The following is a 15,046-nucleotide window of genomic DNA, read 5'->3' as shown; positions in this document are numbered from 1 at the left end:
TTTTTCCAGCGCACAAACCAGAAAGCCTCGGCAATTAATGCCGAGGCTTTCTGGTTTTACAATACTACACCGAACAATCTTCGATAGTCGCTACAATGGAAAACTGGTTAGTCTCATCCCTTATCGCCTTTCTTCTCTTTGGCCTCTGGGGCTTCTTCCCCAAACTGGCGGTAGGCACCATCAGCCCGGCCAGCGCCATTGTTTATGGGGTGGCAGGGACTATCGTGGTCGCTCTTGTGGCCATGAAAATCACCGGATTCCGGCCCGATGTCCATCCCAAGGGTATTCTCTTTGCGGTCCTGACCGGGGTCACCGGCATGCTCGGCACCCTATTTTTCTTCTACGCAGTCAAAAACGGCAAGGTCAGTGTAGTCGCCTGCCTGACCGCCCTCTATCCGGTCATCACCATCCTGCTGGCTCGAATTTTTCTCCACGAGACCCTTTCTCCGCGACAGATGTTGGCCATGGCCATGGCCCTAACGTCCATTATCCTCTTCGCCTCCTAGCTAATAAACCCTGTCTTTAGCTGGCGAAAACACGACGTATCAGAGATATCACCCGGTCACAGGCAACCCATTTTACCAATGTTGCTTAAACCAGGTGGCATCCTTGAAATACGGTTTAGTCAACTCTTCTGTTTTCCGCATTTCCTCAGGCGTCATCGCCACGAATTTTTCCGCGATCCGAACATTCTCTTCCAGTTCATCCAGAGTTGATATGCCAATGATCACGGAGCTCACTGGAAGAGTCAGCACATACCGCATCGCGGTTTCCATCGTCACCACCCCATTTTCCCGAAAGATGCGCCCTCGGGCCGGAACTTTCATGCCGATGACCCCCATTCCTTTCTGAACCGCGACAGGTAACAAAATATCAATGAAGGACTTTTCATGCTTGTCCGCAGCATTCAAGGGCATCAGGATGGTGTTGAATGGATACTGTTCGAGCGCCTTTTTCAGGATCAATGGATCGAAGTGGCCGGTAATACCAAGAAATCGCACCATCTTCTGAGCGCGGGCCTCCTCAAGAGCCTTAATCGCGCCATCCGCAGCAAAGATCGCATCAAGGTCACTTTGAGTCCTGACATTATGGAGCTGCCACAGGTCAAGATGGTCGGTATTCAAATTCTTGAGCGACTGTTCCAAGAGCCGCATGGACCCATCGTACGACTTGGAGTGGGTTTTCGAGGCCAGGAAGACCTGCTTGCGGCGTGATTTAAGAACAGCCCCAAAATGCCGTTCACTTTGCCCATTTCCATAGGCCGCAGCAGTGTCGATGTAATTAACCCCCAGATCGAGCGCCCGACTGATAATGGCAAGAGACTCGGCCTCTGTTCCTTGCTTTTCGAGTGTCGCCTGCCCCCCCAGACTAAAAATCCTAACATCGTATCCAGTCTGCCCCAGAGGTCTGCTGGGCATTACCGGACATTGAGCTGCCTGCACAACAAGGTCCGTCAAAGGATTGGCAACCTGAGGACCAATCCCTGCAACAGCTGCGGCGCTGAGCACCCCGCCAACAAAGGTCCTTCTCGAAAACTTATCGCATCGCACCATAATGCCTCCTCCTCACGCACTCGGCAGCTCGTTAAGTTCTATCAGCCACGATTAGGAAGATCAGTTCCTTACTCCATAAGGCCTACCTAATTTATCATCAACTACAGCGCTCCTCAATCATCCGCATGATACTGGCCACCGAATCAAAATCATTCTGATCAAAGCCCTGGTCGGACAGATCCAGACCGAACTCCTGTTCTAAAAACACCACTATCCGCAACACCGCCAGCGAATCTAGAATACCGCTGATGAGCAACGAAGCGTCATCGGTGAATTCGGATGTCTCGCCATATTCAACGAGCAGTTCTTTCAAAAAATTCCGTAACGCTTCTTTCGTAGGCATGGCAATCAGTCCGGTTAAAAAGTAAAGAGACGTAACAAAAACGCAAAATTATCGTAGATAGTCAGGGAACGGTCCGGGTCATCGAATATCGACAATATACAATAAAAGCCCACGACAAGGAATGGATTGATGATATTCTTCCTGAGCCAGGACATCTCCTGCCTGTTCTTGTTCTCAAAGATCTGAGAAAGCCCGATGGCCGTCCCCAAGATCACCCCATAAAACATATAGACATGAAATGATAAAAAAGCATCCCATGGGCCTCGTTCAATAATCACCTCAATATCGCGAAGAAAATGAAACAAAACGTTACCAAATCCGGCCGCGGCCATGGTCGCAAAAAATAAACGCAGGCGAGGCGTCTTTTTCCAGTACCGCAAAAAAGCGGGGTAAAAAAAGTTTTCAACCAGCAACTCTTTAAAATAATAGTAATATCTGTTCCAGAATTCAGCGATGGTCACGGACCGCAAAGGACTATAGGTGTTCCGAAGGGCGTTGTAGCCAGCCATCCGGCACGAAGCGATGATCCCATGACCCCACACGGAGAATCCCACCAGCTTCATAAAAAAGCTGGCCACCAGGGCGGACCAGTTCAGATGCCACGGATAGGGATTGATCGGGTTGCCATGAAGTACTGCGGAAAAGGATGGGATTACCAGAGAAAAAGAGATCCCTAGATAGGAATCACCGGGACTTCCATAGAAAACTTGCCCCAGCAGTCGTTGCAGGACAGTCAAGACCAGGGCCCAATACAACAACTTAATCCCCTTGAGCTGACAGACGGCAAGCTCGGCAGGAGTTTTTGCCTCAATTTTACGCAGATAGGCAGCGCCCTTGGGAAAAGGGGCAATCGAACCACCCCAAAATGGCAGAAAATGCCCGGTCTGCACCACCAGCGGCGCAGTATCCTTGGCGTTTCGGTCCAGCAGCGCATAATTAAAAAACCACAAATACTTGCCGAAGACGATAACAAAGGCCCACAGGACAACCGCCAGAGGGCTTGGAGACGGAAGTTGTGCAACAAGCACAATCAGGACAACATACCCCACCAGCAGATTCCGGATCGGCCGCAGGCCGAGCCATCTCCCCTTCCCCTGCCTGACCGCCCGATAATAGATCGCAAATAATACCAGTACTGCTAAGACAATCAACGGTTTAAAAAACACTCCACCGGGAAGAACAAAATCTCCCTTGGTAAGATAAGCAAAATCCGGCAACCACCTGCCCCGCAGCAACCCGCCGAAGGCGGCAACAACCAGAAGCAGGGGCCTGAACTGCGGCAAGAAGGTCATCACCGCGATAACGGACGAAGTATAAAACCACGTGCTGGTATGCAGGAACAACCCGAAAGAAAAAACAACGATCATCAACACCTTGCCCGTGATTTTTTGGGCAAGATCAACACAGGAGGGATAGGTGTCAATAGGCGGGATGATCCTGAAAACGACGGACCTAGCCATGCTGTGTCTTTTCCGCTTCAAGCAGGGCGACCAGCGCCTTGCGGTCGACCTTTCCGTTCAGATTTAAGGGGAGTTGCGCAAGACAAACGATCCGCCGAGGGATCATATACGATAATAGCCGATGCCGAAGTCCCTCTTTGACGAGCTTCTGATCCAGAGCGCTATCGGTCACAAAGGCAATCAACCCTTGAGCAGTCCCATGCAGCACCGGCCAGGCAACTACCGCAACTGAATCGGATTGGCACACAGCCCGAAGATGAAACTCCACATCCTCCAACTCGACCCGCTGCCCCAGCACTTTGACCTGATTGTCAACCCGGCCCAGATAGTGAAAAATCCCGGTCGCATCCTGATACGAAAGATCGCCGGTTAAATACCAGATAGTTTCACCAAGCTCAGGATGCTGTAACCGGGGAAATCGCAAGGCGGTCAACTCCGGATTATTCCAATAGCCGGCCGATACCTGGGGCCCGGAAACAGCAAGTTCCCCGATCTCTCCAGGTCCGAGAAACTTATTTCCGGAATCAACAATGGCAGCATGCATTCCGGCATAAGGCCTGCCAATAGCGACAACACCCCGGTTCGGTGTTATTTCGTAGGGCGCTTGGTACGACTGCCACAGGCAATCCACTGTCACCTCCGTGGGACCATACAGGTTATCGACCCTGCTGTTTGGCGCAGCTTCCTGCCAGGCATCAGCCAACTCCTTAGGCAATGGCTCTCCGGCAAACAACGATATCCGTAAAGTGGGAAAAATACCTGGTTTAAGCAGTTTCATCCCTTTGAGGAAAGAGATCACCGAAGGAACGGCAAACCACACCGTCAACTCCTGCTTTCTGATGAATTCCGCCGGCGCCATGACCATGGTTTCCGGCACCACATGGACCGACGCCCCAGCCCCCCACGCCATAAACAGATCAAAGGCGATATGATCAAAGGTGATTTCCGACTGTTGGGATACCCGATCATCGGCCATTAACCGGTAACGTTCCTGCGATATCGTCAAAAAATGGGCCGCATTCGCCGTGGTCACCATTACCCCTTTCGGTTCACCAGTAGTTCCCGAGGTGAACAGGATATAGGCGATCTTCTCCCTGGGCAATTGCACCGGGGGAAGCGGGGAATACTTTGCCAGCGTCTGTCGACCTTGAATCACCACGCCGCCAAGCGCCAGATCATCCATACAGGGACCGATGAATAGCGGAGGGCAGCAGGCCATCACCTTCTCGGTCAAAGCCTTGCACCCTCCATCATCCACGACAATGGCGCTCAGTTGTGAATTCCTGATTATAGTCGCCAGCCGCTCTTCAGGATACTTAGGATTCAACGGCACAAAGGTGACGCCAGCCCAGCACGCGGCAAGGATGCCGGCAAAGGCCGGAAGCGATCGACTGGCCAAGACCCCAACCCGCGCAACCTGTCCCTGACGGGGGTCGGCAAGCAGGGCGGCCATGGTGGCCGCCAACTCACCGAGTTCTCCATACGAGTAAAATTTTCCACTAACGAAAAGGGCTGGCAGAGAGGGATTTTGTAAAGAATGCCCGTAAAAGGGCAAGGCTAAACCTTGACACATACTTATATTCTCTGGATAGAACTGCTCAGGTTAACGGTAATCAGTTATCGGTTTACGGTTAAAAGAGTCATGGCTATTCCTGAAGCATCGGATGATGCATGGTGTTATTGCATGCCCAGTCTTTGGCAGGACCACCCACCGTCAACTATCAACCGTAAACCGCTAACCTGAGTAGTTCCGAAATTAATATAGATGAAGGATTACTTCCCCCCTTGCGCCTTACCCCAGGTATCCCTGAGCCCAACCGTCCGGTTGAAGACCAGTTTCCCCTCCGCACAGGAGACTGGATCAGCGTAGAAATAGCCCTGCCGCTCAAACTGAAAATGCTTGCCGACAGAGTCAGTAGCCAGCGAAGGCTCGATAACGCAATGGGCCAGGACCGTCAGGGAATCGGGATTAAGATTGGTCTTAAAATCAATCGCCTTATCCTCCTCCGGGTCCTCCTTAAAGAACAGCCGATCATACAGCCTGACCTCGGCCCTGATCCCGTGGCGGGCCGAAACCCAGTGCAGAGTCCCCTTAACCTTACGTCCATCCGGGGCCGAACCACCGCGACTGGCCGGATCATACGTGCAATGGACTGCCACGATCTCACCGGTCACAGGGTCTTTGTCCACACTCTGACAGGTAATCAGATAAGCGGAACGCAAACGCACCTCCCGTCCCGGCGCCAAACGGAAAAACTTCGGGCACGGGTCCTCAAGGAAATCACTCTGCTCTATATAGATCTCCTTACAGAACGGCACCGTTCTCGTTCCCATCTCAGGGCGTTTGGGATGATTGTCCGTGACCATCTGTTCCAAATGGTCCTCCGGGTAATTGTCAATGATCACCTTTACCGGATTCAGAACCGCCATGGCCCGCGGGGCATTCTCGTTCAAATCGTCGCGCACGCAGTTTTCAAGCACCCCCATATCGATACGGCTATCCTTCTTACTGACCCCTATCATCTCGCAAAATTTACGGATTGACACAGGGGTATATCCACGCCGTCGAATTCCTGAGATAGTGAGCATCCGTGGGTCGTCCCAACCGCTGACCAACTTCTCGGTAACAAGCTGCAGGAGCTTCCGCTTGCTCATCACCGTAAAAGTGAGATTAAGACGGGCAAATTCGATCTGCTGAGGATGGTAAGGCGTTTGCAAAGTATCAAGGAACCAGTCATAGAGCGGCCGATGGTCCTCAAACTCCAGGGTGCAGAGGGAGTGGGTGATCTTCTCTATCGCGTCGGAGAGACAGTGGGCAAAATCATACATCGGATAGATGCACCAGGCATCACCAGTACGATGATGAGCGGTTTTACGAATGCGGTACACAGCAGGATCACGCATATTGAGATTGGGGGAGGCCATATCGATCTTAGCCCGCAGGATATGAGTGCCATCAGCAAACTCACCAGCCCGCATCCGCTCGAAGAGATCGAGGTTCTCGTCAACACTGCGCGTGCGATAGGGACTATCCTTGCCCGGCTCAGTCAAGGTGCCTCGATAGCCCCTGATCTCTTCGGCGGGCAGACTGCAGACATAGGCCTTGCCCATCGTGATCAACTGCACCGCATACTGATAAAACTGCTCGAAATAATCAGAGGCGTAGAAAAGTTTATCACCCCAATCAAAGCCGAGCCAACGGACGTCGCGCATGATCGAGTCGGCGTACTCCACCTCTTCCTTGGTGGGGTTGGTGTCATCGAAGCGCATATGGCAAACGCCACCCGCATTCTCGCCTGCCACCCCAAAATTTAAGCAGATCGACTTGGCGTGACCGATATGAAGATAACCGTTGGGCTCAGGCGGGAAACGAGTTACCAAGCGGCCATCGTTTTTACCATTACTAAGGTCTTCAGCAATCCTTGTCCGGATGAAATCTGAGGCTGAGGTCGTCATAATTGTATCTCACTCTGCCGTTGGCAGTAATTTATGCCGATGCAGGTAGTCGAAATAGAGCCTGTCTTCGGTCTGAATATGATTCTGTAACCACTCGCCAAGAAAAATAAACAGGCTGATGGCTGTTTGTTCGGGCTTATCCAACAGCAGTTGCCGATCAAAACTACGCACTTTCTCGGTAAACTCCTGATGCCTTAAACGATGAGCAGCATAGTGAGGATGCTTGGCCAGCAACTTCTCCTCGGTCGAAAAATGATAGCCAACATAGTCGATCAAGTCGTCGACCACCGACTCAACCTCACTCAACTCGACGCGTGTATTAAGCAAATGGATCAAGGTGTTGAGATCAGCGAAGAGTTTCTGATGCTGCTCGTCAATCAATTGCACAGCCACAGAATATCGATCGTCCCAGTGAAGGTCTGGCGTCGTCATCACTCGTCTCTCAAAGAAGCTCTGCTCTTCAACCACCAAAGCGGGCAAACAACTCGCCTGCCTTAGCGAGACGGGCAATCACCCGCTCCCTGCCAATTGCAATGAGCACCTCGAACATACTCGGACCGGCCAACCGCCCGGTAACCACGGCCCGCGCGCCATTGATCAAGACACCAGGCTTAACGCCCAGCTCCTCGGCCATAGCCCGCAGGAGTTCCTCCACCGCCTCAAGACTGAACTCCGGCAAGGCCTCAAGACGTTTTGCCAAGGCAGGCAGCCACTCTTTCAATTCAGGAAACTTCAAGACATTCTTTCTGACTGCCGCCTCCTCGAATTCAAAATCATCGGCAAAATAGGCCCGCCCGCCCACGGCAAAATCCTTAATCGTATGAAACCGGGCACGGATCAAGTCAAGGGTCGACAGAAACCAGTCGCGCCGAGTGGCGGCATAGGAATCGTCCCACAGTCCTTCGGCCTTGAAGTCCGCCTCAACCAAGGCGGCGATTTCGGCAATGGGCATGGTGCGGAGATAATGCTCATTGATACTGATCGCCTTGGGATCGGTGAAAAATTTGGGATCGTCCTTACGATAATTAAAGATCGAATTGGACTTATTGATCCGCTCCAAGGTAAAGACCTCAATCAACTCTTCCCGAGAGAAGATCTCCTGATCATCACCACCGGACCAACCTAAGAGAATCAAAAAATTAGCCAAGGCCCACGGCAGGAATCCACGTTGCTTATAGAACTGCACCGCGACAATTTCACCGTGGCTGCGTTTGGAGATCTTGGCCTTATTCAGGTCAAGGGTCAGCGGCATGTGAGCGAACTCAGGCACCTGAGCGCCGAGTGCCTGATAGATCAAAATCTGCTTGGCTGTATTGCCCAAATGATCCTGCCCGCGGATAACATGGCTGATCCGGTCTCGGATATCATCGACCACGTTGCACAAGAGATACAACGGCTTGCCGTTGGAACGGACAATGACAAAATCCTCAATATCATTCACCGAACGGGCCACCCGGCCAAGAACCTTGTCGTCGAAGCTGACCTCGCCGCCCTCGGCACGTGCCACCTTGAAACGCACCACATACTGCAACCCGTTGGCCTCTCTAGCCGCAATCTCATCAGCGCTCAAACGCCGACAGGTCCCGTCATAGCCGTACTCCTGCTTGGAGGCCTGGGCCACATCACGTTTCTGATCAAGTTCTTCCTTACTGCAAAAACACTTATAGGCATGACCAGAGGCGATCAGCTGATGGGCCCGCTCGACGTGCTCGGCAGCAAATTCAGTCTGAAAATACGGACCTTCATCCCAATCAATCCCCAACCACTCCAGACCCTCGATGATCCCGTCGATAGACTCCTGAGTAGAACGTTCGGTATCGGTGTCCTCGATCCGCAGGATGAGCTTGCCGTGGTGTTTTTTAGCGAACAGCCAGTTATACAGGGCCGTGCGGGCCCCGCCAATATGCAGATACCCAGTCGGGCTGGGTGGAAATCGAACTCTGACCTCAGACATTGGCACTCCTTAAGAAAAGTAGGGGATGGGAGGGATAGAACCAATAAAAAAACCTCACCGTCCTATCCTAAAAACCAGCCACACGTTTATAGCTCGTTTTTTGATTCACTTCAACAGACGTTTGCTACCATTACATGATGGAGAAGCGCAACGCCTCGATCAGCACGTGTTCAGAACCCGATTTCTGCTAGAAAACTCGGGTTTTTGGTCCAATTTTTCACCACCTTGACAAACAACTTGAGCATAACCTTGCACTCAGTCAACTCCTCGATATCCCGCCTGGCCGCGGTGCCGATCTCTTTTAGTTTAGCCCCATGCTTGCCGATCACGATCCCCTTCTGGGAATCCCGCTCCACGATGATGGTGGCGTCGATTGTAATCAAACTCTCCCCTTCCTGGAATCGATCAATCATAACCGCGGCGCCATAAGGCACTTCCTGGCCAGTGAGCAGAAAAACCTTCTCTCGAATCATCTCAGCGGCAATGGAGCGGACCGTGGCATCGGTAGGGATATCGTCAGGAAAATAGAGCGGTCCTTCCGGCAGCCTGGCCACAAGCTCGTCGAGCACCCGATCCGGCCCATCTCCACGCAGAGCAGAAATAGGGATGATAGCGGCAAAGTCGTGTAGAAACTGATAGGCTTGAATCAAGGGCAGAATTTTTGCCCGCCCGATAAGATCGATCTTGTTGATCAGCAAGATAACAGGGGTAGTGCGACCGGCCAGGCACTCGGTCAAATCGCTATCGGGCCGAGGCGGCGGCATGGTGGCATCGACCATGAACACGATAATATCCACCTCGCTTAAGGTCTCCATGGCAACCTTCAACATCTCCACGTTCAAGAGAATGGTGCCCTTATGCAAGCCGGGGGTGTCCACCAAGACTACCTGATACCCAGGTCCGTTAACAATTCCTAAAATCCGGTTGCGGGTAGTCTGCGGTTTAGGCGAGACAATGGAGATCTTCTGCCCCAGCAAGGCATTGAGCAAGGTGGATTTACCAACATTGGGAGGACCGACTAAGGCGACCATTCCCGATTTTATCAGTTCATTTTGTTGTTGATTCATGGTAGTCTCTAAAACTTTGGCTATTGCCTATTAACCTGAACGCGTTTACGTCAGTTGCCCCATAAGCCTGATTATAGGCTGAACATGCCCAAGCGCCATAGAGTTATCCGGATTTTTCCTTCCCCTCACGCCCTAGCATCTAACAGACTTCTTCTCTTGCTACGCGGTAACTACAGAAAGTCGATTAGAGACTAATAGACAAAAAGAGGACTGAGAATGTCAGGGGAATTAATCTCTAAACGTAGCTCTAAACTATTTCCAGCTTTTTTATTGGCAACCGTACCACGGTTTTTTATCCTGTTCCCTGAGCGGAGCCGAAGGGAACAGGGCATTGAATATGAGTTCTTGTTCATTTCCTTCGGAAGAGTTAGCTGAGAATAGTTAAGAGCCACGTCTCTAAATAAGTAATCCTTCAGCCTGAATCCCGTCAGACTATTACGCTGAATAGCTCATTGTATAGCAGGTTATCGGCAAAAGGGCATTGCAAAAACCTATAACCTGGCCGCATCATTTCTTTTTTGATCTAAAACACCAACCGTGAGTTCTATGCAGGGAAAAATTATCGAATATGTCGAGCATGGCAAGTTTATCTGCGCAGCAATCATGGAGGACGTCCACCAACGCCTCCGCCTCCTCAACCAGAACGGACGAGAGGTCAATCTGCCCCAAGCCAGAGTGGTCCATCAATCCCGGCAAGGCCTTAACATCAAGGCCGCCCATGACCTGATCATCAAAGAGCTGCAGGATACTGCCAAAATCCGGCAGCAGATGACACTGCCGGTAGCATTGCAGGATGTCTGGCAGTTGGCAATCGAAGAGAAAGAGTTATCCTTCTCCCCTCAGTTTCTTGCAGACCTCTGCTTTGGCGGAACCGCAAACGACGACCAGATCTCAGCCATGATCCGAGCTGTTTTTGCCGACCCCATCTACTTTAAATACCGCGACGACCAAATCCAGGTTCATACGCCGGAAGTGGTTGAACAACTATTAACCAAACAGGAAACAGCCCGCCAGCGCCAGAACATGCTCCTGGTCGGCGCCGAGGCGATAAAAACCCTCTGGGCCGGCGGCATCCCCACTGCCTGGCCAGAACAAGACTGCCTGACCATCATTGGCGATCATTACCTCTTCGACAAAGAGACGCCCCATTGGGAAATGGCCCGCGAACTCCTCAAAGAGGCTGGGCTGACCAGACCCCACGACGCCTTCCATCTCCTGGTCAAGGCCGGACGCTGGCAGGCAAATGAAAATATCCCCCTGCTCCGCCATCAACCGCCGGTGGAATTTTCCGAAGCCAGCATGGCTCAGGTCAAGACCATCGTCGATGCCAGTCAAGTCATGGCTACCACAGGACGCCTTGACCTAAGAGAGCTTCCGATCATCACCATCGACGGGGCGTCAACCCGAGATTTCGACGACGCACTTCATCTCAGAGAAACAACGGACGGGCTTGAGGTCGGCATCCACATCAGCGACGTGGCGTGCCATGTCGCGCCCGGCACCCCCCTGTTCAAAGACGCAGAACAGCGGGCAACCTCCATCTACTTCCCGGATGCCATCGTCCCCATGCTGCCAAGGGAGTTATCGGAAGGGGCTTTAAGCCTGATCAAGGATCAAGATCGGGCCGCGCTCAGCTTCCTGGTTACCCTGTCCCGGGACGGTGAAATCAAACAGAGCCGGATCGTCCGCAGCCTGATCCGAGTCAAGCGCCAACTGAGCTATTATGAGGCAGAATCACAAATCAACTCAGACCGGGAACTGGCGCTCCTTGCTGATCTCAGCAAGAAACTCTTACAGCGACGGATTTCTGCCGGCGCCACGATCATTCCCATCCCCGATGTAGTCTTCCACTTCACCGAGGGCAGAGTTGATGGCATTCGCCTAATGGATGTTGACACCATCATGCGAACCCTGGTTTCTGAATTCATGGTCCTTGCCAACACCCTGGCAGCAAGCTTCCTCGCTGACCGCCAGGAACCGGGCCTCTACCGGACCCAGGAGCCGCCGCGTAAACGTCTGGTCCAGCAACCAGAGCACGACATCTACATCAATTTCAAACAACGTCGTTTCCTGGCGAGAGGTATGCTTCTCGCTACTCCGAAACGTCACGCCGGAGTCGGCGTCGAACAATACACCACCACCACCTCTCCCATCCGGCGATTTCTGGATCTGGTCATCCAGCACCAGATCAGCTCTATCCTGGCAGGCCAGGGCGCCCGCTTCAGCGAACGGGAGATGAACGAATTCTCAAGCCTGATCGCCAGCGCCCAGACCAAGGTCAATCTGGTCCGTCAGCTCCGCCACCGCTACTGGCTGTTCAAGTTCCTGGAGAACAAAAAAGGCGAGTATCTGCCCGCCTTGGTATTAGATGTTAGAAACAATAAGGTACAAGTGGTGTTGCAGGACTATCTCTTCGAAGGGGATCTCCCCGCCAACCAGGCTATCCGCCCCGAACCCGGCGACACCGTACGGGTGAGGATCGCCAAGGTAAGCCCGTTGGACGATACGATCAGCTTTGAGTGGTAATGAAGGAACTACAAAGGAACGACCAGCAGGCACAAGGTCTTTCGTGACGGATCCTAAACGCCTGGCAACTCGAAGTTGCCAACCAGCCGGGAAAAAAGTCCGGGAATCTGCGCATCAAAACGAAGTCGTGCTCCACTCACGGGATGGGTGAAGGAAATCGTGTAAGCATGCAGCGCCATTTTAGAATGTGAAGGGTGGCCCTTGGCGTACTTTCGGTCACCGACTACAGGATGACCCTTGTCGGCGAAATGTACCCGGATTTGATGCTTTCTTCCAGTGATCAGATGAACCTGCAGCAGGCTAAAATCTTTCGACTCTTTTACGAGGGTATAAGCCGTATGCGACAACCTGCCCTTGGCCGGGTCAGGGGTGGAATAGACCGAGAAGGCGGCATTCTCGACCAAATAACTGCTGATGGTCCCTTCTTGGGGGATAGTGAGATGGCCGAACACCACGGCCAAATAGATTTTGGTGGTATTTTCCCAGTCTGACTGCAGCGACAACTTAGCTTTGTCGTTTTTAGCAAACAGCAAAATTCCGGAGGTGTCACGATCCAGCCGATGCACGATATACACCCGGTTTCGTGACTTATGGCAACCCTTGCGGACGTAGTCATTAAGGGCCGATTGCACGGTATGCGATTTGTCTCGCTCGGTACCCATGGTCAAAAGACCGCTGGGCTTATTAACTACGAGGATATCAGCATCCTCATACAGCAATTCAACCCCTTTGGGCTGATGTTTTAATCGTGGAGCCGACTTTTTTATAGTTGTATGCATTACAGCCTTTTTTTTATGCCAAAAGCGGCAAAGTGGTCATAACGGTTGATTGGTCTCCGGTCACACCATAATTACAGTAGGTTGGGTTAGCAAAGCGTAACCCAACACCCAAAGCGCCATTATTGTTGAGTTACAGCCTGACGACCTAACCCAACCTAGGGACAAAACGATAGCCTGAATCGTTATGGAAGTCCAACTCTTTCCGGCAAGCTTTACTTGGGTATAAAAATAGATCGAACACCCGTAGAACAGCAGATGGGCTCCACAATCTACGCCCCCGTGCGGGGAGCGACATCCGGTTCTTGATCGATCATGGCACTCAGAAGGTTTCAATCCACGCTCCCCGTGCGGGGAGCGACCCGCCGCTTTCCTGCGTGGGATTGGTGATAGGCCGTTTCAATCCACGCTCCCCTTGCGGGGAGCGACGTCGTAGGTGAGGCAAATAAATACAATTCCGAAGTTTCAATCAACGCTCCCCATGCGGGGAGCGACGTTTATTGTCACTGGTTGAGAGGTATCCATCTTCTGTTTCAATCCACGCTCCCCGTGCGGGGAGCGACCTGTTGATACCATTAATTTTCTGGACGCGCTGGAGTTTCAATCCACGCTCCCCGTGCGGGGAGCGACTATGGTTACCACTGCCAGGGCGATTGGCTGGGTTGTTTCAATCCACGCTCCCCGTGCGGGGAGCGACCTAACTTTTTCCGTTGTTCGGCCGATCCCTCGTTGTTTCAATCCACGCTCCCCGTGCGGGGAGCGACGCTGTAGCGCCTTCTTTGTATGAGTGTATCCCTGTTTCAATCCACGCTCCCCGTGCGGGGAGCGACACGACTTTGAGTCTGAGTTTTACCATGAGGAGATGTTTCAATCCACGCTCCCCGTGCGGGGAGCGACCCCAGATCGCGTTGATCTCCGGGGTATTCTTAGGGTTTCAATCCACGCTCCCCGTGCGGGGAGCGACTAGGGTCCTCAATCACGTCAGCGTACTCTGTTTCGTTTCAATCCACGCTCCCCGTGCGGGGAGCGACGTATCCAGCAGCTACAGGCGGAGCTACAGGCGGAGTTTCAATCCACGCTCCCCGTGCGGGGAGCGACGCGCATAGCATACCCACCAGCATCATTCCCATCGGTTTCAATCCACGCTCCCCGTGCGGGGAGCGACGCACAGGCTCTACCCACGTTTCCACAAATGTCCGTTTCAATCCACGCTCCCCGTGCGGGGAGCGACCAGTAATTCACCGTTGTTCCTGCTACCGTCTCGTGTTTCAATCCACGCTCCCCGTGCGGGGAGCGACGCCCAAGGCCATCACTACCCGGCCTAACCACGGAGGTTTCAATCCACGCTCCCCGTGCGGGGAGCGACTCACCCTCACCCCAACCCTCTCCCACTAGGGGAGTTTCAATCCACGCTCCCCGTGCGGGGAGCGACACTGCGGGACATGACCACCGTGGTGCTGGAGTCGTTTCAATCCACGCTCCCCGTGCGGGGAGCGACCCATCCGTCCATAGTCTGTTATAAACGGGATGGTGTTTCAATCCACGCTCCCCGTGCGGGGAGCGACCCCGGTACGTGATCCCCGATTCATTGTGACAATGTTTCAATCCACGCTCCCCGTGCGGGGAGCGACTTGGTTGCGATGCGAAGGGGGTAGGTTATGACAAGTTTCAATCCACGCTCCCCGTGCGGGGAGCGACGGAGTGTTGCTCAGATCAATTTGGCTTGTTGGAGTTTCAATCCACGCTCCCCGTGCGGGGAGCGACCGTCATCGCTTCCCTTAGTGACTATGTGTCTGATGTTTCAATCCACGCTCCCCGTGCGGGGAGCGACGGCAGATTTGACACGCCCTGGAAGTGGGGTTTTGGTTTCAATCCACGCTCCCCGTGCGGGGAGCGACTTATAAAGGCAAG

11 protein-coding genes and 1 CRISPR repeat array are annotated in these 15,046 nt (G+C 52.8%); of the genes, 2 read left to right on the top strand and 9 right to left on the bottom strand.

Annotation, left to right across the window (positions count from 1 at the left end):
- The first annotated feature begins 95 nt into the window (after positions 1–95).
- Positions 96–506, top strand: a complete 411-nt coding sequence (locus tag FP815_14985) for an EamA family transporter (GenBank protein ID MBA3016234.1) — start codon at positions 96–98, stop codon at positions 504–506.
- Positions 507–578: 72 nt separating this feature from the next.
- Here FP815_14985 and FP815_14980 read toward each other — a convergent pair whose 3' ends face one another.
- The 8 genes from FP815_14980 to FP815_14945 all read right to left on the bottom strand — a co-directional run bounded on the left by FP815_14980 (position 579) and on the right by FP815_14945 (position 9,833).
- Positions 579–1,553, bottom strand: a complete 975-nt coding sequence (locus FP815_14980) for an aldo/keto reductase (GenBank protein ID MBA3016233.1) — start codon at positions 1,551–1,553, stop codon at positions 579–581.
- Between the two features lie 97 nt (positions 1,554–1,650).
- On the bottom strand, positions 1,651–1,896 hold the full coding sequence (locus FP815_14975) for an acyl carrier protein (GenBank protein ID MBA3016232.1): 246 nt from the start codon (positions 1,894–1,896) through the stop codon (positions 1,651–1,653).
- A 14-nt stretch (positions 1,897–1,910) separates the two neighbouring features.
- Positions 1,911–3,356 (bottom strand): hypothetical protein, encoded by a 1,446-nt coding sequence (locus FP815_14970; GenBank protein ID MBA3016231.1) that lies wholly within the window; start codon positions 3,354–3,356, stop codon positions 1,911–1,913.
- Positions 3,349–4,929, bottom strand: a complete 1,581-nt coding sequence (locus FP815_14965) for a D-alanine--poly(phosphoribitol) ligase (GenBank protein ID MBA3016230.1) — start codon at positions 4,927–4,929, stop codon at positions 3,349–3,351. Before FP815_14965 ends, FP815_14970 begins: the two co-directional genes overlap by 8 nt.
- 200 nt (positions 4,930–5,129) lie before the next feature.
- Positions 5,130–6,812: a glutamine--tRNA ligase/YqeY domain fusion protein gene (locus FP815_14960; protein MBA3016229.1), complete on the bottom strand. Its 1,683-nt coding sequence runs from the start codon at positions 6,810–6,812 to the stop codon at positions 5,130–5,132.
- Between the two features lie 9 nt (positions 6,813–6,821).
- The gene (locus FP815_14955) at positions 6,822–7,244 is read right to left on the bottom strand and encodes a bacteriohemerythrin (GenBank protein ID MBA3016228.1); all 423 of its coding nucleotides are present in this window, start codon (positions 7,242–7,244) and stop codon (positions 6,822–6,824) included.
- 28 nt (positions 7,245–7,272) lie between these two features.
- Positions 7,273–8,766 (bottom strand): glutamate--tRNA ligase, encoded by a 1,494-nt coding sequence (locus FP815_14950; protein MBA3016227.1) that lies wholly within the window; start codon positions 8,764–8,766, stop codon positions 7,273–7,275.
- A 170-nt stretch (positions 8,767–8,936) separates the two neighbouring features.
- Positions 8,937–9,833 (bottom strand): GTPase Era, encoded by an 897-nt coding sequence (locus FP815_14945; GenBank protein ID MBA3016226.1) that lies wholly within the window; start codon positions 9,831–9,833, stop codon positions 8,937–8,939.
- 546 nt (positions 9,834–10,379) lie between these two features.
- Between FP815_14945 and FP815_14940 the strand changes: the two genes are divergently transcribed.
- Complete coding sequence (locus FP815_14940) at positions 10,380–12,359, top strand: RNB domain-containing ribonuclease (protein MBA3016225.1); 1,980 nt, start codon at positions 10,380–10,382, stop codon at positions 12,357–12,359.
- A 53-nt stretch (positions 12,360–12,412) separates the two neighbouring features.
- On the opposite strand, the gene FP815_14935 is transcribed toward FP815_14940, so the two are convergent.
- Positions 12,413–13,138: an RluA family pseudouridine synthase gene (locus tag FP815_14935; protein ID MBA3016224.1), complete on the bottom strand. Its 726-nt coding sequence runs from the start codon at positions 13,136–13,138 to the stop codon at positions 12,413–12,415.
- Between the two features lie 260 nt (positions 13,139–13,398).
- Positions 13,399–15,033: a CRISPR direct-repeat array (repeat unit 33 nt; unit sequence GTTTCAATCCACGCTCCCCGTGCGGGGAGCGAC).
- Positions 15,034–15,046: the final 13 nt, after the last annotated feature.

The sequence above is a fragment of the Desulfobulbaceae bacterium genome (genome assembly GCA_013792005.1).
Taxonomy (GTDB): domain Bacteria; phylum Desulfobacterota; class Desulfobulbia; order Desulfobulbales; family VMSU01; genus VMSU01.
Note: the sequence above shows the minus strand (reverse complement) of the source record. Positions and strands in the feature narration are given on the sequence as shown.